Source organism: Candidatus Tisiphia endosymbiont of Beris chalybata (assembly GCF_964026555.1).
GTDB lineage: Bacteria > Pseudomonadota > Alphaproteobacteria > Rickettsiales > Rickettsiaceae > Tisiphia.
The window spans coordinates 1044656-1062928 of the sequence record NZ_OZ032159.1 but is presented as its reverse complement, the minus strand read 5'-3'; the positions used below and the strand labels follow the sequence as shown (position 1 = coordinate 1062928).

The window sequence follows — 18273 nt, the reverse complement described above, 5'->3', positions numbered from 1 at the left end:
AAGAGGTGGTAGACGAAGGTCGACTTCAAGAAGAGCTAGGAGTGTGAAAGTCGCGCAGCGCAGCGTACTAAGGTACATGAGCAGCCTCGATCTTTAGAGCACGACGACGCCAATTCTTGAAATTCACCGAGTATATACAGAATATTTAGCTTCAAGTATGCATGACTATAGTCACTTAGGTTGAATTAGATACTAGGCGCGAGGAGTGAAGCCTAGGAGAGACTAGGTAAGCGACGAGCAACAACGTAGCTAGTTTAACCTAAGTGACTATACTATACTTCCCGCGTACTATCGTGTATACTACTCGTCTTTCAAAAATTGTTTTTTTATTTTATCATGGATTCACGTGCTCACGTACTGACATGTACGCTGCGCGCTCGCCATTTAAAATAAAATCCAATTCTTGAAGTACAAGCAGTATATAATATATCATAATGACATAAGCTATACTAAAAGCACTTTTACATTAGACTTCTTGCATAATTGGGGAAGAGGTCTAATGTAAAAACAATTCTTGAAGAGGAAATATAGTCACTTAGGTTAAACTAACTACGTTGTTGCTCGTCGCTTACCTAGTCTCTCCTAGGCTTCACTCCTAGCGCCTAGTATCTAATTCAACCTAAGTGACTATATATAAGCTAGAAGTCCATACCTCCCATGCCACCCATACCTCCCATGCCACCACGTGGCATAGCAGAATTCTCCTTATCAGATGCGTCATCAACAATAATAGCTTCAGCGGTAATTATTAGGGAAGCAACTGAGGCAGCATTTTGCAACGCTGTCCGTACAACCTTTGTAGGATCAATAATTCCAGCTTTGATCATATCAACATAAACCATATCTTGGGCGTTGAAGCCAAAATTTTTGTCCTGGCTATCCATAAGTTTACCAACAACAACAGCCCCATCCATTCCAGCATTTTCAGCAATTTGCCTTACTGGAGCTTGTAATGCCTTTTTCACGATGTTAATACCGGCTTGTTGATCTTCATTAGCGCCTTTTACATTATCTAAAGCTCTAGCAGCATAAAATAAGGTGACCCCGCCTCCTGCAACAATTCCTTCTTCTACAGCAGCTCTAGTAGCATGCAAAGCATCTTCTACCCGGTCTTTCCTTTCTTTAACTTCTACTTCAGTGGCACCGCCAACTTTTAATACCGCAACTCCACCACTAAGTTTAGCTAAGCGTTCTTGTAGTTTTTCTTTATCGTAATCAGAGCTAGATTCCTCAATTTGGTTACGAATTTGTGAACAACGTGATTCAATATCTGCTTTATTACCAGCACCGTCAATTATAACAGTATTTTCTTTAGAAATATTTACTCTCTTAGCAGTACCAAGCATACTAATATTCACGTTTTCAAGCTTCATCCCTAAATCGTCAGTAATCAGGTGTCCCGATGTTAAAATAGCAATATCTTCCATCATGAGCTTTCTTCTATCACCAAATCCAGGAGCTTTAACTGCAGCTACTTTTAACCCACCACGTAATTTGTTTAGCACCAGCGCCGCTAGCGCTTCCCCTTCCACATCTTCAGCTATAATAAGTAAGGGACGGCCTGATTGTAGTACTGCTTCAAGTACAGGTAACATTTGCTGTAAATTGGATAATTTCTTTTCAATTAGTAAAATATATGGGTTTTCCAGCTCGGTGATCATTTTCTCGGAATTAGTAACAAAATATGGAGATAAATATCCTCTATCAAACATCATTCCTTCAACTACATCTACTTCAAAACTGAAATTTTTAGCTTCTTCTACAGTAATGACGCCTTCTTTCCCAACTTTTGCCATAGCAATAGCAATATTTGTACCAACATCTTTATCATGATTTGCTGATACAGTTGCCACCTGTTCAATTTCTTCTTGATTACTAATTTTTTTGCTTACGGTTTTAATTGCTTCTACTACTATATTAACCGCTGTTTCTATCCCACGTTTTATATCCATAGGGTTACCACCAGCTGCTACTATTTTATACCCTTCTTTACCAATGGCGTGTGCTAGAATAGTGGCAGTAGTTGTTCCATCACCAGCAACATCTGCAGTCTTACTAGCGACAGATTTTACTAACTGAGCTCCAAGATTTTGCTCTTTGTTTTTTACATCAATCGCTTTTGCCACAGTCACACCATCTTTAGTGACTCTTGGGGCCCCGTAAGATTGCTCAATAACAATATTTTTGCCTTTTGGACCTAGAGTAACTCTTACAGTCTTAACTACAAGCTCAACTCCTTTTAATATTTCTTCACGTGCAGCTGCACCGTGTGTTATTATTTTATCTCCCATATTAATATTCTCTCCTTTAAATAAAATTGTTAACTAATTATTCCCATCACATCACTTTCTTTCATGATGATCAATTCTTGCCCATTAATTTTCGTTTCAGTGCCAGCCCATTTACCATAGAGCACCTTATCTCCAACTTTAACTTCAAGTGGCTGAATAGTACCGTCTTCGCTCCTAATTCCCTTACCCACTGCTATTACTATACCTTGCATTGGTTTTTCTTTAGCTGTGTCAGGAATAATAATGCCCCCCTGAGTTTTCTCGTCTTGTTGAATTGGCTCTATTGCGATTTTATCATATAATGGTCTAAACGACATCTTCACCTCCATATTTATATTTATTACTTGTTAAATGTATATTCTATATAGGCCTAATTTATAACAGTTCAAGAGAGTTACAGAAAAATTTTTAAGTCTCTACATCTCAATACTAAATAAAAATAATTATTCTTACCCAGGATTATCTAGTAAGATTAAGAAAATCACCGGCTTGAAGGGAAGGAGGAAGGTATTTTTACTTTATTCAACAATCTAACTGCGGATCAGCTGCAGCCTGATTATTTGTATATACTCTAGGAACTTCAAGAATTGGCGTCGTTGTGCCCTAAAGATCTGCGATGCTCACGTACTATAGTACGCTGCGCTTCTCGACTTTGACACTTCTAGCTCTTCTTGAAGTTGACCTTCGTATACCAACTCTTCAGTTACGAGCAGTATATATACTACCCGTGCTTCAAGAATTAGACCTCTTGCATAACCTAATCTAATTGGTAATTTTGTCGTCGAAACTCCTCTTTGTTCCTCACGTACGTCTATGTAAGCTGCGGTACTCGACTTCGTTTCTCCTAAAAATTCTTCAATTATCTTTAGGTTATGCAAGAGGTCTATTGTTAGCCGAAGCTCAACTTCAAGAAGAGGAAGGGTCGTAAAAAAGCGCGAGGAGCGCTAGCTGCCCTGAGTCTGCACAGAACCTAGACACATGATTAATTTATTTTTGATAAGCGTGCAGTATGGCGCCCGCCTTCAAAGCTAGTAATCAAAAATTTATCCACCATTTCATAGACAAGTTTTTCCTCGGGTATTTTAGCCCCAAGTACTAGTATATTAGCATCATTATGAGCTCTTGCTCTTACCGCCATAAATAAGTCAAAGCATAAGGCGGCTCTAATTTCAGAGGTGCGGTTGGCTGCAATTGACATGCCTATTCCTGTCCCACAAATTAAAATTCCTAAAGGAGCGATATTTTCTAGGATGCCATCTACTACTTTTTTAGAATAGTCTGGATAATCAACTGCTAACTGACTATTAGTGCCGTAATCAAGGACCGAGATATTTTTGTTACGTAGATAATCGATAATTTTACCTTTTATTAAAAATCCTGTATGGTCGCTGGCTATTAAAATATTATAAGTTTTCATAACTAATTTTTTAGTAAAAAAATTTAGAAATAATTGTACATTAAAGTTAGATTAATGCATAATAAAATCGCAAATTTTTTGGTAAGTTTATGCAGATTAATCTAGCTCTTTTTTGTTTAGTCATTTTAATAATTTCAGGTTGCGCTGAGCAAGCCCCTGCACCTATTGAATATAATTATAACAAAAGTTACACTAAAAATTCTTCGGAAATTATCTTGTCCTCGAAAGAAAATTATCAAAATGGCAAGATCATAGAGAATAATGAAGAGGAAATAATCAATAGTCCTATTCCGCAAGAGGAAAACTCTTTTATTCCTACTACCGGCTATTTACAAGTCCCTAATGTGAAACATACATTAGCTCAAGAGGATACAATAATAGTGCCTCAAATACCATTGGATAATAGAAAAGTGATTTACCATCAAGTGCAAGCAGGGGAGACCCTGGCTTCTATTGCTAACGATTATGGTCAAACAATTGAAGAGTTAGAAAACCTTAATAATATCTCTAGGTCATATGTGCTCCAAGAATCTCAGCTTATCAAAATAAAAACTAGCATGGAGCTATTGAACAAGAAAAATAAAGAAAATAGCCTAAAAAATACTGAGAAAAATTTTAGTCAGTCAAAGGCTCCTGATGCCATATTGCTTACTAATACTAAATTCATCAAGCCGATTGAAGGCAAGATTATTACTCGTTTTGGTGATCCAACACCTACTGGAGAGAATAAAGGCATTAATATTGCGGCAAATGAGGGCAGTGTAGTGCAATCTATTGCATCGGGAAGAGTAGCCTTTGCAGGGCATCATAAAAAATTTGGTAATTTATTAATAATCAAATTAGATCAAGGAGATTTATATGCGGCGTATGCGCATTTAGGGGACCTAATACTTACGAAAGGTGCTCTAGTTACACAAGGAGAAATAATAGGACATGTTGGTCATACTGGCGAGGTAAAATTCCCGCAATTACATTTTGCTATTCGTGAAGGCAAAATTGCTATTGATCCCCTTAAATATCTTAAATATTAATATACTCCTCTGATATGAATTTGCATGCGTCGTTGCTCAAATAGCTCTCCTAGATTTTACTAGGCTTCACTCCTCATGCCTAGCAGCCAAATCATCGAAAGAGGAGTATAAAAAATTATATTTTAATAGTTTATAGGCTTTTACATTGATAATCAAAATTTATAATGGAGCTGGAGTATCAGAAGAAAGCCTTAAACATTCTTACAATACCTTAAAACTCTATACTTCTTCTAAATATAGCATAAGCTATATTTCACCAGAAGAAATTATTCGTGGAACCTGGATCCAGGAAACTCATTTATTAGTGTTGCCAGGTGGAGCTGACATACATTATGCTAGGGCATTAAATGGGCCAGGAAACAACCTAATAAAAAAATTTATAATACAAGGAGGTAATTTTCTTGGAATATGTGCAGGTAGTTATTACGGGGGTAATTATGTAGAATTTGCAAAATCATCCAATATAGAAGTAACTGGTAAGCGAGAACTGGGTTTATATAATGGCACAGTTAGAGGACCAATTTTATGCGATTATTATTATGATTCTGATAGAGGGGCTAGGGCTGCTGAGATAATTATAAATCCTAATTTTAACCAACATTTAAAAGATTGTTATGTTTTCTATAATGGAGGGGGGTACTTTGTTAATGCAGAGAATATTTCAAACACTAAAATTCTTGCTAAATATAATATTGCCAATTCATATGCCGCAATAATTGAGTGCAAATACGGGAAGGGGACCGCTATCTTAAGCGGGGTGCATTTTGAATATGACCCTAATATTATGAACAGCACATCACTTTACCACATAATAAATATATTAAAAGAATCTAATCAAAAAAGAATTATGTTATTGCACTATCTATTTAAAATACTTTCTATTGATCATTAGACTTCCTGCATAAGTCAAAAATAGTTGAGGGATTTTTAGGCAAAACGAAGCCGAGCCGAGCTGCATATATATGAATATACAAATCTTTTAGAGAATTTCTATGCAAATTTTCCTACCTAATAATAAAAGTAAATTAGAAAAACATTATGGAATAGGTAATGTTCCCATTGGTGATGTTAATTTATTAAATATTTTTGAATCACTGGTGGTTTTAAAAAATATTTGTGACAAGCTAAATACCAACTCAGCGTCTGGAAATCGGCAAGTAACATTTAGTGAATTTTATATAATTTGTTTTTTATTACAGCAAATTTCTAACAATTTTAAAGCATTACCTGACCACTATGTAGCAAAGGAAGAATTTAAAGAAATAGCAAAAATAATAGCTCAGGGCTATGAGTGGAGAGCAGCAGATAGACTTTCTACTACGCATGTTATAAATCTATCAGCATTTTACAATAAAAATAAGGACAATATATTAGGATATGTAGAGGTAGAGTTTTTTGATAATAATCTGTTGCAGTTAATTACTCAATATTGTCAAAGCTTATTACCACAAGGTCAATCTTTAGATAGCCCTGAAATCCAAGGCACAATAAACAATTTCCAGATTGATGAATGCATGACAGAGGTTACTAAGCAATTACCGTTAACTAATGATAAAAATACTGAAAGTAATATATCTAAAGATGATTTTTATCGATTATTATCTTTTAACTTTATTTTCCTAAAAGAAATTCTAGCAAATCAAAGTAATCAAGAGCTATTTTATAGTCAAGAACTTGAAGCAAGAACTTTATATATTTTTATTAACCAGGTGAATGCTAATTGTTTAAACTCAATTTCTAAATATACTAATGATTACAAAGAATATTTGCAAATTCAGGAGAATTTTAACCCAGAACCAATAAGTAGGGATGAGAAGAAAAGCTATACGGAAATCATCCCAATTCGAAATAGCACAGCCCACAGCACCAATATGTTATATTTGAATATAGCATATAATAATATTGGTATACATTACCAAAAGTTACAAAGCTTCTTAAATACCGGTACTAATAAAGAATATTATAATAACTGTATTAAAGAAATAAAAAACTTAAGCATATCTTCTACTATTAAAGTTGAGGAAACTAAGGAAGAAAAGCCAGCAAAAATGGCAGGTATATCCAGAAAACTAACAAAACTTTTACAAAAGCCACGCAGCATAAAGCAATAAAAGCAGAGCCCTCTCTAAACAAGGTACTAGACTACTTCAATACGTTACCACCCCCAGAGTATGACCATTCTACCATTGATAGTCAAAGTATTACTTGCCAAATTATGGAAATATTAAAGGATTACTACAACAGTAAACAACCAATTAATTCTCAAGATGTAGCTAAACTTAAAAGCTTAATAAATCACGAGCGCTTTAATGCCAATATGTCTATCATATGCCAATATAAAACACCATTGCCAACCCTTAATGAATATGAAGAAAATAGTAGCAAATATGATAATAATACTATTGTACAAATAGTTCAAAATGATGAAAAAAAGCATGCAGGTAAAGGAGCTTGCTTTATTAAAAAGAGGGCCTATAGAGGTGCTGTGTCAAATTGCAAACACACAAGATGGAACAATAGAATTAGTAAACTCTATACTTCAAACAGCGAATTACACTTTACGTAATAGGAAAGGTTTTTCTTTGTTAGAGTATGCTATTATTAACCCTATGCCAGAAGTATTAAAGGTGCTATTAGAAAAGATTCCCGACAACCTATTACTTGAAGTCATGAAGGGAAATGTTAAAGGTATTATAGAAGAAGGATATGGACAGTGTAAAGAATCTCACTTTCCTATGTTTTTTGCTATAACATTAGAAAAACAGGAGCATGCCGCTATACTTTTACAATATGATAAAGAACATTATGAAAGACTCCAAGTTCGCAACATTATCACTAATTTAGTAACTCAAAAAGTGCGAGAGTTGCCTTTCAATTTGTTGCTTATCGCACTAAAGCATAAACTTTTTGAATTTGCAAAAATATTATTAGAATCAGAGTGGGAAATATTGAAACTAAATGATTATAGAGGGAAATTTTATAAAGATCAATTAGAGGGAAATTGTTTCGTTAAAGGCGCTCATCAATTAAGTAGTATATTAGGTGTTTACGATAAACTAACACTAGAAAAATTGTTAAAACTTTGCATAAATTGTAAGGTAGATATAAGTAAAGTCCCAGTCGCAGTAATATGTGATGACGGACAAGAAGCAAAATGTACTTTATTCAAATATTACTTTACTAATGAGAAAAATATTTTAATTAAACTCCTAGCAGATAATACTGAAAAATTACAACAAATAGCATCGGATCCTGAGGTGCTGGCTAGTTGTAATGAACTACTCCAAAAGCAATGCAAAGAACAAGAAGCAATAGCTAAACGATTATAACCTTTTATTTAAGAAGAGGATACTGGACTGATTTTTCAAAACAAATTTTTACTAATATACTACTCGTCTTTCAAAAATTGTTTTTTTTATTTTATCATGGACTCACGTGCTCACGTACTAGCATGTACGCTGCGCGCGCTCGCCATTTAAAATAAAATCCAATTCTTGAAGTACGAGCAGTATATTGTTTTCTTCTTTGCTAAAAGTTTATCGGATTTTACTCAAATAAGATAAAAAATCTTAGCTTTAAATATAATTTTATTCAGTACTATCAGGCAATATATTTTTTTTAGAAACATGCTTACTCAAATCATGTACTTCCATAAACTGCAGTGCTACTCTCAAAAGACCTTGTTGAACAGGATTCTCTATTAATATCTTGAGACTATTTTCTAATACTACTTTAATCTCTTCTCTCACTTGCTGTTTATTGTTAGCTGTTGATTCTTTTGTTCCTATCTTAGAAATGGCTAGCTGATCAATAAATTTGTCCATTGTCTGACTAAATAATACTAATTTTGGGCTCGCGACTAATAAATAGGCTGCTACCATATTTTTAGTACACTCTATTATTTGGTATTTATCTGCTTCTTCTTTTTTTCCTTGCGAGTATAACTCTAATAATTTTTTCCCTTCATTTGTGTCTAAAGAATAATTTAACATAAAGGTTAAGGTGCCTCCACTTTCATATACAGTTTTTGCTTCTTTGGAAGTGAAGCTTGCTATTTTGTCTACGCTTAAATTTTTTAAATCATCAATGGTTGCATAGCCAGCTTGATCTATTGCTAATGCTTCGTCAGATACAAAAGCTTTAAGTTTTTCTTGATCTTTTGTTAAAACTTTATCAAAAGATGAATATTTTTGTTGAAAAGCTTTTCTATCCTTTATATCAAGGACTTTAAATAGTTCAATCGGTGTTTGTAGTGCAGTTAAGGCTATTAACTTTAGGCTCTGATCTTGACTATTTAGAAGGCTAAAAAGTTTTGGCATAAAGCTATGATAAGCTCCGGGGCTAAGGCGCGCTAGCAATGTTATTGGCTCTTTTAATAAAGTGCAGGCTATCGCTTTTAGTTCAGAGTCTTTGCTGCTTAAAAGATCGAAAAGCTTTGTTATAAAATTAGGATGAGCATGTGGCTGAAGGTGGCCTAATAAATCTAATGGATCTTTTAATATATTTAGTACTGTTGTCCTCAATTCAGGATCATTATACTTTAAAAGATTGAATAAGCTCGCAATAAGACTCGAATGAGCTTCTGGAGCAAGATGTGTTAGTAATCCTAATGGACCTTTTAATATATTTAATACTATTGACTTAAGTGCCGGATCTTTACTATTTTGCAAATCGAAAAGCTTTGTTATAAAACTATGATGAGCATGCCTGATTTAAAAATTTTTAATAAAACCAACATAGCTGAAATTATTTATAGTGATGATTTAGCAAGAAACAAACTGAACTGCGCCCCTATGTTTAGACCAAAAAAGCTTTAAATAGAGAGACTATTATTTTCATAAACTATCTACAAAAATATTATTTTTATAATTTTGTAGCTGTTGTGGTAATAGTGGAATTGTGGGTAAGTCGCAAGACTTATCCATAAATCCACTATATATCTCAAACGGCGTTTTGTACTCCAAAGCCTGATGGGGCCTTTGATTGTTATACCAATTCAACCATTTCGGGATATTATTTTTCAACTCTAAAACTGAAGTACACCGGTATAAATACGACCCCTCATACTTAAACGATCGCCATAAACGCTCAATATGGGCATTATCGTTACACCTGCCTTTGCCCGTCATGCTGATGCTTATGACGCATCTCCTCAATTCATTAATCCAATCCTCGCTGGTAAACTGGCTACCTTGATCACTATTAATTATCGACGGCTTCCCATATTTAGCTATAGCATCTTCTAACGCTAGCAAACAGCTCTCTGTATTTAAACTATTTGATAAACGATATCCTACTACTAATCTAGTATAAACATCGATTAATGCAACCAAATACATAAAACCACTTTGTACCCTTAAATAAGTGATATCCACCTGCCATACCTGATTTGGCTTTATAACCTCTAACCCTGATAGCAAATATGGATAAATAGCTTCTTTTAGGTTTCTTTTACTTGTATTAATCGAAGGGTAAATTGCTTGCAAATTCATTAGTTTCATCAACCTCCTGACTTTTTTGCTGTTAACAATTACCACTTCTCTCCTAAGTATCGCCGTTATTCGCCGGTAACCATATATCGGATAATTACTATAGATCTCAACTATTCTATTACTTAAATAATTATCTTGATCCTTCTCCGAATCCTTGTAATATAGGCTGGAGCGGTTCAGATTCAATAGCTGACTTTGCCGACGAACACTTAAATCTTTATAATCCTTATCTACCATCACTTTCCTCTTTATAGTTTCAACTTGGCAGATACGAGCTGCAAAAAATCGTTTTCTACCTTCAATTTGCCAATAGTTGCATGCAGTTTCTCTATTTCGCTTGTAGAACTAGAGGAATTACCGTTTTCATAGCTAAACTTAAAAATATCAGCACCATTTTCCAAAAATTGTTTCTTCCACCTTGTCATTACCGACCTTGGAACTTGATATTTTGAGATTATTTCAGCAATACTCAAATCTCCTCGGATCATCTCTAGCGATACTTTAAACTTAAATTCTTTACTGTAACTTTTTGGCTTACTCATTTTCGACTGCTCCTATTTTATATTTATTTTAACATAAAATAGTCTCTCTATCACTGCTCTAGTTTTCGGGGCGCATTACGAACTACAAAACTTTATTCACCCCTTTGTGGTAGAAAAATTATCTCTTTTTAAACAATACCCTAGTCAGGAAGAAATTAATTTTGCGGAAGTACCTCTACTATTTGAAGCAGATTTTGAACAATATTTTGATTTCTGTGTCACTACCTTCTGCCGCGAAAAAACTAGATTAGAAAGAGCCAAGAGTAGAGCCGGGTTTATTTTAAAGAATTATAATAAAATAGCGGAAATTCAATTATCTCAAAAAATTAAAATGGAAAAAGCAGATTTTATTATTAATACAGATGTTAATCAAGTAGATTTAGATAAACAAATATTTCAACTAATTAAGGAATTAAAGTGCATCAATTAAGAGAAATAATTTTAGATACCGAAACAACAGGGCTAGAGCCAAGAGATGGGCACCGTATCGTTGAGATTGGGGCGATAGAGATGGTTAATAAAGTGCTGACTGGTAAGCATTTCCATTTTTATATTAATCCAGAGCGGGATATGCCTACTGAAGCTTATCGGATACATGGCATATCAGGGGAGTTTTTAAAAGATAAGCCTCTATTTAAACAAATAGCTGAAGATTTTTTAATTTTTCTTAAAGACAGTAAGCTAATTATCCATAATGCTGCTTTTGATATTAAGTTTATCAATTATGAATTATCTCTATTGAATATGCCCTCTACAGAATTTCTAGAACTTTCTAATACTATTGATACCCTCGCTTTAGCTCGCAAAATGTTTCCAGGCGTGAAAGTTAGCCTTGATGCGTTATGTAAGAGATATAAGGTTGATAATTCCGCACGTAAGCTTCATGGGGCATTAAAGGACGCCGCATTACTAGCAGAAGTTTATGTAGAGCTTACAGGCGGAAGACAGGTCAGCTTTAATATTAAAAATAATACGCAAATAGAGGAAGCTGCAATTAGAACCTTTACAGTACAACACAAGGATATTGTAGTAATAAAACCAACTAAAGAAGAATTGCGCAAACATAAAGAATTTTTAGCAAAAATTCTTTCACCTCTTTGGTTACGTTATAACATCAATTCTTAGATTAATTTATAAAATCAAAATCTTTTCCTTGCTCAATATATTTCCTAATTTTTAACATTAGTCCCTGGAAATACATTAAATTATGCCAGGTCATAAGCATTGCTCCTAAAATTTCTTTTACTTTTACTAAATGATGCAAGTAAGCTTTAGTATAGTCTGTGCAGGCAGGGCACATACAATCCTCGTCTAGCGGCGTATTATCATCCTTATATCGACTATTGCGGATATTTACCGTCCCATGTTTAGTGAAAGCTTGTCCATTCCTACCAGATCGAGTGGGAATCACACAATCAAACATATCAATCCCTCTACTAACAGCGCCAATAATATCGGCAGGTTTTCCTACTCCCATAAGATATCGAGGTTTATTTACTGGCAATAAATCCGCTGTATAATCGAGCACTTTAAACATTATTTCCTGCCCTTCCCCTACCGCTAATCCTCCAATAGCATAACCTTCAAAATCTAATTCTAACAAATCTACCGCTGATTTAAGCCGTAAATCATTATATATACTTCCTTGCACAATCCCAAACTGGCCATAACCTTCCTTCTGACTAAAAGCCTTCCTGGATCTTGCAGCCCACCGGCTTGTTAGTTCCATAGATAACTGTGCTTGTTCATAGGTGCTAGGATATGGGGTGCATTCATCAAAGGCCATAGTAATTGTGCTACCTAGAAGCCGTTGTATTTCAGTTGAATATTCGGGGGACAGCATAAACTTACTGCCATCTATATGCGAGTTAAAAATTACCCCTTCTTCAGTAATTTTACGCAATTTAGAAAGAGACATAACTTGAAATCCGCCGGAATCAGTAAGTATAGGCTTTTGCCAATTCATAAATTTATGAAGCCCACCAAGCTTAAAAATTCTTTCTGCACCTGGTTGCAGCATTAAGTGGTAAGTATTACCAAGTACTATATCCGAACCTGTAGATTCAATTGCCTCAGGTAACATAGCTTTTACGGTACCTTTTGTTCCCACTGGCATAAAGGCAGGAGTCTGAATCTGTCCGTGTTGGGTATTTATAGTACCTACTCTAGCTTTTTTATATTGAGATTTTAAATCAAACGAAAATTTTGCCACAGCTTTTTTTTATTTTATTAATACTTGCAATACCTAAATTCTGCGAAAGAAATTTTTTTAGAAGGGATTTGTATTGTAATTAAAAATTATTCTTTATAGTACTCTTCACCAATTTTAATTTCCGGACGATTATTCATTTTTCGCCAATTATTACTATCTCTAAGCGAATATATACAACCACAATATTCTTGCTTATAAAAACTTTCGCGTTTTGCTAGCTCATACATTCTGCTACCTCCTCCATCTTTACGCCAATTATAAGTCCAATAAGTTATCCCTTCATAATGAGAAGCGGCCCTAATGCCTGACTCGTTAATTTGCTCCATATCTTTCCACCGAGAAATACCAAGAGAGCTAGTAATCACCTTAAAGCCATGTTCATAAGCGTAAAGCGCGGTACGCTCAAAACGCATATCAAAGCACATAGAGCACCGTTTACCCCTCTCGTGCTCATATTCCATACCTTTAGCTCTAGTAAACCAATTTTGGACATCATAATCTACATCGACAAATTCTATTCCCATCTTTTTAGCAAAACGAATATTTTCATTTTTTCGTATTTCATATTCTTGTTTAGGATGAATATTAGGGTTATAAAAAAAAACACTAAAATTAATCCCTGAATTTAGCATTTTTTCCATTAAATCTCCTGAACAAGGCGCACAACACGAATGTAAGAGCACTTTATTCTCCCCGCCTGGTACTTGAAATATTTCCTTCATAATTGCTACCTATTTCACTCTCCAAATTTTAAGATAAGGCAATAGACTGCCTACATAGGTCAATCTAGTCGGTAATTTTGTCATTGAAACACGCCGACATTCTTCACGTACGTCTAGGTACGCACAGGTAGCGCCCTTAGTTTCTTCTCACAATTCCCAGAAACTACTTTGACTTATGCAAAAAGTCTAATGTTAAAAATGAATAATAGGATAATATTTTATATTGACAATAAATTTATTGCTATTAATAATCAAATTTAGTTCTATTTTTCAAATATAATCCTATTATTAAAAGAATCAGTATGTTGAACGTCAGCGCTAATCTGCCCAAGGGTTTTGTATTTTTAGAGGATATCGACGATACGATCATCCAAAATATGATGTACTCCAGCAACAAAAATTTTATAGGAACAGCAGTTGAAGGCTATAATGGGACAAGAAGAGCTATTATAACTGAAGCCGCAGCACAAGCGCTTAAAAAGGTCCAACAAGATATAAAACAGGATAATTATTCGCTAGTAGTTTATGATGCTTATAGGCCTAGCAAAGCTGTAGGACATTTTGTCAAATGGGCACAAGACCCTAATGATCAAAAGATGAAAGTATTATATTATCCTTATATTAATAAAGAAAAGATTTTTGAATTAGGATATGTTGCAGAGCCATCAGCCCATAGTAGTGGTAGCACTGTAGACTTAACCATAATTGAGCTAGGCAAAACAGTACAGCAAGAACCCACGGTGACCTGGAGAACTTTAAAAGATGGGCGCCTTATTGCTCGTTTTGATGATAATACTGTGGATATGGGTAACTCTATAGATTGTATGGATGAGTCATCTGCCCCTGATAGTCAATTAATTGAGGAAGAATATTTACAAAAACGTAGTTATCTAAGCGGTAAAATGGAAGCCAACGGCTGGAAAGGGTATTATCGTGAATGGTGGCACTATACCTTAATAGATGAGCCGTATAAAGGCTGTTATTTTGATTTTGATTACATAGCTTAAGGGATCAAGCGGCATAAAATCGACAATGGATCTCTTCCAAAACTCGCTTTTAGAAGAAGATTTGAAGAAGATGAGGCCTCCTCATATAGCTGTAGCGTACTTGGGTGCTGCTGGGATCTCCCCGCCTAGATTCATTAGACTTCCTGCATAATTCAATCTAGTGGGTGATTTTGTCGTCAAAACTCGCCTTCGCTCCTCAGCTGCATCTATTGTACGCAGCTCGGCTCAGCTTGGTGTTTCTTAAAAATCCCTTAACTATTTTCGCCTTATGCAGGAAGTCTATTAATTACTACTATCTTTCAATTTATTAACTATAGAGTATATTGTTTTTTTACTATATATTTTGCCAAAATTTTCATTAGCTATATCGGTTACGCTTTTAGCACTCCAACCTTTAGATAAGTATAAACAAACCATTTTTTTTAAGTCATTTTCTAAGTTATCTTTATCAATTGTCATGGAAGCCCCTGCAATCAGCAAAACGATTTCTCCTCTAATAATATTATGCTGATAAAAATTTATAATGTCTTCTAGGCAGCCAGTTTTTACTTCTTGATATAATTTAGTGAGCTCTCGCGCTACACATATTTCTCTATTGCCAAGAATTGTCAGAGCAGTTTGTAGAGTTTGTTTTAGCCTAGTAGCGGTTTCAAAAAAAATTAAAGTTGCATTAATATTAGATAATTCACTAAAAATCTTCTTTTTACTTTCAACAGTTTTAGGTAAAAAGCCAGAAAATAAGAAACGAGCAGATGATAAGCCGGAAATTGTTATAGCAGTAATTAACGAGGATACTCCAGGAATAACATCGATATGATAATTAAATGTTCTTAAGTCTTTAACTAGCTTAAAACCAGGATCGGAGATTAAAGGAGTCCCTGCATCAGATATTAAGCTAATTACCGCTCCACCATCAATCAAGGTCTTGATATTTTCTCGATCACCTGCAGAACTCAGATCGTTATACACGTACAATTTTGCTTGGATATTATGTTTTACTAGTAATTTTCTTGATATTCTAGTATCTTCACAGAAAATAATTGTAGAACTCTTCAACACTTTCAGAGCTCTCAAGGTGATATCCTCTAGATTACCTATAGGTGTAGATACGATATATAGTCCTGGTTTAAAAAACATAATTTAAAATCTTGTTAATTATCTAGGTTCTGTGAACATTTCTATGTATACTACTCGTCTTTCAAAAATTGTTTTTTTATTTTATCATGGACTCACGTGCTCACGTACTGGCATGTACGCTGCGCGCGCTCGCCATTTAAAATAAAATCCAATTCTTGAAGTACGAGCAGTATAATGAGTAGATTTATAGGCATTTTTACAGAACCTACTTAAATATTTTAAAGTTTGAGTATACATAATGTGATTTTTAGAACAAGGTTATTAAGCAAGAAAATAAGATGGAGACATAGGATTATGAGCATTGGGAAGCAAAAATTTTTAAGTATCTTGTTATTAAATATATGTTTTTTTTCTTTATTTGGTTGTCAAACTCCTCATAAAGAAGTGATACATGAACAAAAAATAGCAGCGGTTAAGCAACCTATAGAAATTGCTATTCTAATGCCCTTAACAGGTGAAAATTCTGCCCTTGGTAAGCAATATAATGCATTAATTAAAATGGGGCTAGATGATGGGTTACAAACTTATTCTCATGTTACTTCTTATGATGGTTCTAATGAAAAGCAAGTGCTTGCTGCAATGGAAAAAATAATAGCGCGTAAAACAAAAATTATCCTTGGCCCATTATACTCAAACCTTACTACTCTTATTGCTAACAAAGCCAAAGCTCATAATATTATTGTAATTACTATGTCCAATAATCCGGTGTTAGCAGATGATAAACTTTTGGTTTTTGGTCATGCCCCATTAAAACAACTTACAAAAATAATTAACTATTTTGCAGATAATAATTATAAACACTTTATCGCCCTACTCCCTGCAGGACAATACTCCCATACTGTAAACCAAGTAATTCAAAATATATTAATTCAAAAAAATGCTACGTTAGTACGTAGTGAGTTTTATTCCACCTTCCCAGAGGCAATAGAAAAGTCTGTAGCCACCGTAGCAGCTAGCGTTGATAATTTAAATGAGAGGGAAGACGTGCCAACTAAACCTGTTATTTACATATCTGACGACTCAAAAAACATACCTTTACTATTTGCAAGTATTAATAAACATAATTTAGCTAAAAAAGCAATAATAATTGGTGATAATAGAATTGACGTGGATTACCCTGAACCAATAGATATAACCTTCACAGGATCATTAAATATTTTAAATAGTACCATAGCAGAAAAAGCTAAAAATATCGGTATTCCTCACTTAACTTTTATGCACACTATGGCATATGATTTAGGCAAACTAACTGCTAAATATATGGGTACTGAATTTACGCAAGGGCGATTCCTATCCGCTATTAACACGCAGTCTCCCTATATTGGGAGCTCCGGTAATATTCATTTTATCGATTCAATAGCTCAACGGGAGTATGATATAATTACCAAAGAAAATAATATATATACTACTCTTTCAAACAATTAAATTATTCTATGAGCATTAAAATAGGAAATATCACTCTACCTCATCCTGTTATATTGGCTCCAATGTCCGGGGTTACAGACCTGCCTTTTAGAAAATTAGTAAGAAAATTTAGTACTGGGCTTGTAGTATCAGAAATGGTTGCTAGTAGAGCAATGATTATTGAAACAAGGCAATCGCTACAAAAATGCGCTATAATCAAAGAAGAAGCTACCGCTGCCTGCGTCCAACTTGCTGGTTGCGAACCGGAGGTGATAGCAGAATCTGCTAAAATGAATGAAGGTATGGGTGCTAAGATTATTGACTTAAATTTTGGCTGCCCTGCAAAAAAAGTGGTAGGGGGATATTCTGGCGCTGCTTTAATGAGGGATGAAAAATTAGCAGCAAAAATCTTGGAAGCTACAGTAAAAGCTGTCAAAATTCCAGTAACTTTAAAAATGAGAACTGGCTGGGATGAGAATAATAGAAATGCCCCGCTTCTTGCCAAAATAGCCTATGAGCTTGGGATACAAATGATCACTATTCATGGAAGAACGAGGTGCCAGTTTTACTCAGGGAAAGCTGATTGGGGTTTTATTAAACAAGTTAAAGATATAGTGAAAATTCCTGTCATTGCTAATGGAGATATTACTTCTCTCACCGCGGCAAAAGAATGCCTACAGCAATCGGGGGCTAACGGAATAATGGTTGGTAGAGGCGCATATGGTAAACCTTGGTTTATCTCACAAATAGCTCATTATCTTAAAACAGGGGAAGAATTACCTCCTCCTACAATGAAAGAACAATTATCAATAATATTAGAACATTACAATGATATGTTAGAGTATTATGGTAATGATACCGGGGTACAACTCGCAAGAAAACATATAGGTTGGTATAGTAGCGGCCTAACAAATTCAGCAGAATTTAGAGGAAAAATTAATTTGCTTAATGATTCAAAAGAAGTTAAAGATAGAATAGTAGAATTTTATGAAAAATATTCATAAAAGCTCAATAGACC

21 protein-coding genes are annotated in these 18273 nt (G+C 34.5%); 10 read left to right on the top strand and 11 right to left on the bottom strand.

What is annotated here, in order from left to right; translation table 11 throughout:
- Positions 1–638 precede the first annotated feature (638 nt).
- The 4 genes from groL to rpiB all read right to left on the bottom strand — a co-directional run bounded on the left by groL (position 639) and on the right by rpiB (position 3708).
- Positions 639–2291 (bottom strand): chaperonin GroEL, encoded by a 1653-nt coding sequence (gene groL, locus AAGD44_RS05165; protein ID WP_341763681.1) that lies wholly within the window; start codon positions 2289–2291, stop codon positions 639–641.
- Positions 2292–2320: 29 nt separating this feature from the next.
- Positions 2321–2608: a co-chaperone GroES gene (locus AAGD44_RS05160; RefSeq protein ID WP_341763680.1), complete on the bottom strand. Its 288-nt coding sequence runs from the start codon at positions 2606–2608 to the stop codon at positions 2321–2323.
- Positions 2609–2911: 303 nt separating this feature from the next.
- Positions 2912–3169: a palindromic element RPE1 domain-containing protein gene (locus AAGD44_RS05155; protein ID WP_341763679.1), complete on the bottom strand. Its 258-nt coding sequence runs from the start codon at positions 3167–3169 to the stop codon at positions 2912–2914.
- A 104-nt stretch (positions 3170–3273) separates the two neighbouring features.
- Positions 3274–3708 (bottom strand): ribose 5-phosphate isomerase B, encoded by a 435-nt coding sequence (gene rpiB / locus AAGD44_RS05150; RefSeq protein ID WP_341763678.1) that lies wholly within the window; start codon positions 3706–3708, stop codon positions 3274–3276.
- An 89-nt stretch (positions 3709–3797) separates the two neighbouring features.
- Here rpiB and AAGD44_RS05145 point away from each other — a divergent pair, with 89 nt between their 5' ends.
- The 5 genes from AAGD44_RS05145 (at position 3798) to AAGD44_RS05125 (ending at position 8068) form a co-directional block, all read left to right on the top strand.
- On the top strand, positions 3798–4739 hold the full coding sequence (locus AAGD44_RS05145) for a LysM peptidoglycan-binding domain-containing M23 family metallopeptidase (RefSeq protein WP_341763677.1): 942 nt from the start codon (positions 3798–3800) through the stop codon (positions 4737–4739).
- 145 nt (positions 4740–4884) lie between these two features.
- The gene (locus tag AAGD44_RS05140; protein ID WP_341763676.1) at positions 4885–5631 is read left to right on the top strand and encodes a BPL-N domain-containing protein; all 747 of its coding nucleotides are present in this window, start codon (positions 4885–4887) and stop codon (positions 5629–5631) included.
- Positions 5632–5731: 100 nt separating this feature from the next.
- Entirely contained in the window at positions 5732–6850 is a 1119-nt protein-coding gene (locus AAGD44_RS05135) for a hypothetical protein (protein WP_341763675.1), read from the top strand.
- Between the two features lie 104 nt (positions 6851–6954).
- Positions 6955–7305, top strand: coding sequence for a hypothetical protein (locus tag AAGD44_RS05130; RefSeq protein WP_341763674.1), 351 nt, complete (start codon positions 6955–6957; stop codon positions 7303–7305).
- Between the two features lie 16 nt (positions 7306–7321).
- Positions 7322–8068: a hypothetical protein gene (locus tag AAGD44_RS05125; RefSeq protein WP_341763673.1), complete on the top strand. Its 747-nt coding sequence runs from the start codon at positions 7322–7324 to the stop codon at positions 8066–8068.
- A gap of 258 nt (positions 8069–8326) precedes the next feature.
- Here AAGD44_RS05125 and AAGD44_RS05120 read toward each other — a convergent pair whose 3' ends face one another.
- The 3 genes from AAGD44_RS05120 to AAGD44_RS05110 form a co-directional block, all read right to left on the bottom strand.
- Positions 8327–9409, bottom strand: coding sequence for a hypothetical protein (locus tag AAGD44_RS05120; protein WP_341763672.1), 1083 nt, complete (start codon positions 9407–9409; stop codon positions 8327–8329).
- A 165-nt stretch (positions 9410–9574) separates the two neighbouring features.
- Entirely contained in the window at positions 9575–10468 is an 894-nt protein-coding gene (locus tag AAGD44_RS05115; RefSeq protein ID WP_341763476.1) for an IS3 family transposase, read from the bottom strand.
- 11 nt (positions 10469–10479) lie between these two features.
- Entirely contained in the window at positions 10480–10773 is a 294-nt protein-coding gene (locus AAGD44_RS05110) for a hypothetical protein (RefSeq protein ID WP_341763459.1), read from the bottom strand.
- A gap of 49 nt (positions 10774–10822) precedes the next feature.
- Here AAGD44_RS05110 and AAGD44_RS05105 point away from each other — a divergent pair, with 49 nt between their 5' ends.
- Together AAGD44_RS05105 and dnaQ are read left to right on the top strand one after the other, a co-directional pair.
- Entirely contained in the window at positions 10823–11203 is a 381-nt protein-coding gene (locus AAGD44_RS05105) for a dephospho-CoA kinase (protein ID WP_341764687.1), read from the top strand.
- Positions 11191–11898, top strand: coding sequence for a DNA polymerase III subunit epsilon (dnaQ, locus tag AAGD44_RS05100; protein WP_341763671.1), 708 nt, complete (start codon positions 11191–11193; stop codon positions 11896–11898). Before AAGD44_RS05105 ends, dnaQ begins: the two co-directional genes overlap by 13 nt.
- A gap of 1 nt (position 11899) precedes the next feature.
- Here the strand turns inward: dnaQ and tgt are convergent, their stop codons facing one another.
- Complete coding sequence (gene tgt / locus AAGD44_RS05095) at positions 11900–12985, bottom strand: tRNA guanosine(34) transglycosylase Tgt (RefSeq protein ID WP_341763670.1); 1086 nt, start codon at positions 12983–12985, stop codon at positions 11900–11902.
- An 86-nt stretch (positions 12986–13071) separates the two neighbouring features.
- A complete protein-coding gene (locus tag AAGD44_RS05090) occupies positions 13072–13707 on the bottom strand; it encodes an epoxyqueuosine reductase QueH (protein ID WP_341763669.1) in 636 nt (211 codons plus the stop codon).
- A gap of 302 nt (positions 13708–14009) precedes the next feature.
- Here AAGD44_RS05090 and AAGD44_RS05085 point away from each other — a divergent pair, with 302 nt between their 5' ends.
- A complete protein-coding gene (locus tag AAGD44_RS05085) occupies positions 14010–14714 on the top strand; it encodes a M15 family metallopeptidase (protein ID WP_341763668.1) in 705 nt (234 codons plus the stop codon).
- 282 nt (positions 14715–14996) lie between these two features.
- Here the strand turns inward: AAGD44_RS05085 and rsmI are convergent, their stop codons facing one another.
- Both rsmI and AAGD44_RS05075 read right to left on the bottom strand, forming a co-directional pair.
- The gene (rsmI, locus tag AAGD44_RS05080) at positions 14997–15851 is read right to left on the bottom strand and encodes a 16S rRNA (cytidine(1402)-2'-O)-methyltransferase (protein ID WP_341763667.1); all 855 of its coding nucleotides are present in this window, start codon (positions 15849–15851) and stop codon (positions 14997–14999) included.
- 84 nt (positions 15852–15935) lie between these two features.
- On the bottom strand, positions 15936–16088 hold the full coding sequence (locus AAGD44_RS05075; RefSeq protein WP_341763666.1) for a hypothetical protein: 153 nt from the start codon (positions 16086–16088) through the stop codon (positions 15936–15938).
- Between the two features lie 57 nt (positions 16089–16145).
- On the opposite strand from AAGD44_RS05075, the gene AAGD44_RS05070 reads away from it, so the two are divergent.
- Together AAGD44_RS05070 and dusB are read left to right on the top strand one after the other, a co-directional pair.
- A complete protein-coding gene (locus tag AAGD44_RS05070; RefSeq protein ID WP_341763665.1) occupies positions 16146–17276 on the top strand; it encodes a penicillin-binding protein activator in 1131 nt (376 codons plus the stop codon).
- An 8-nt stretch (positions 17277–17284) separates the two neighbouring features.
- On the top strand, positions 17285–18259 hold the full coding sequence (gene dusB / locus AAGD44_RS05065) for a tRNA dihydrouridine synthase DusB (protein ID WP_341763664.1): 975 nt from the start codon (positions 17285–17287) through the stop codon (positions 18257–18259).
- The last annotated feature ends 14 nt before the right edge of the window (positions 18260–18273 follow it).

Excerpts from the sequence above, each read along its gene's own strand:
- groL (WP_341763681.1), bottom strand. The coding sequence starts at position 2,291 with ATGGGAGATAAAATAATAACACACGGTGCAGCTGCACGTGAAGAAATA.
- AAGD44_RS05160 (WP_341763680.1), bottom strand. The coding sequence starts at position 2,608 with ATGTCGTTTAGACCATTATATGATAAAATCGCAATAGAGCCAATTCAA.
- rpiB (WP_341763678.1), bottom strand. The coding sequence starts at position 3,708 with ATGAAAACTTATAATATTTTAATAGCCAGCGACCATACAGGATTTTTA.
- AAGD44_RS05145 (WP_341763677.1), top strand. The coding sequence starts at position 3,798 with ATGCAGATTAATCTAGCTCTTTTTTGTTTAGTCATTTTAATAATTTCA.
- AAGD44_RS05135 (WP_341763675.1), top strand. The coding sequence starts at position 5,732 with ATGCAAATTTTCCTACCTAATAATAAAAGTAAATTAGAAAAACATTAT.
- AAGD44_RS05130 (WP_341763674.1), top strand. The coding sequence starts at position 6,955 with ATGGAAATATTAAAGGATTACTACAACAGTAAACAACCAATTAATTCT.
- AAGD44_RS05115 (WP_341763476.1), bottom strand. The coding sequence starts at position 10,468 with ATGGTAGATAAGGATTATAAAGATTTAAGTGTTCGTCGGCAAAGTCAG.
- AAGD44_RS05110 (WP_341763459.1), bottom strand. The coding sequence starts at position 10,773 with ATGAGTAAGCCAAAAAGTTACAGTAAAGAATTTAAGTTTAAAGTATCG.
- AAGD44_RS05090 (WP_341763669.1), bottom strand. The coding sequence starts at position 13,707 with ATGAAGGAAATATTTCAAGTACCAGGCGGGGAGAATAAAGTGCTCTTA.
- AAGD44_RS05085 (WP_341763668.1), top strand. The coding sequence starts at position 14,010 with ATGTTGAACGTCAGCGCTAATCTGCCCAAGGGTTTTGTATTTTTAGAG.
- rsmI (WP_341763667.1), bottom strand. The coding sequence starts at position 15,851 with ATGTTTTTTAAACCAGGACTATATATCGTATCTACACCTATAGGTAAT.
- AAGD44_RS05075 (WP_341763666.1), bottom strand. The coding sequence starts at position 16,088 with ATGTATACTCAAACTTTAAAATATTTAAGTAGGTTCTGTAAAAATGCC.
- AAGD44_RS05070 (WP_341763665.1), top strand. The coding sequence starts at position 16,146 with ATGAGCATTGGGAAGCAAAAATTTTTAAGTATCTTGTTATTAAATATA.
- dusB (WP_341763664.1), top strand. The coding sequence starts at position 17,285 with ATGAGCATTAAAATAGGAAATATCACTCTACCTCATCCTGTTATATTG.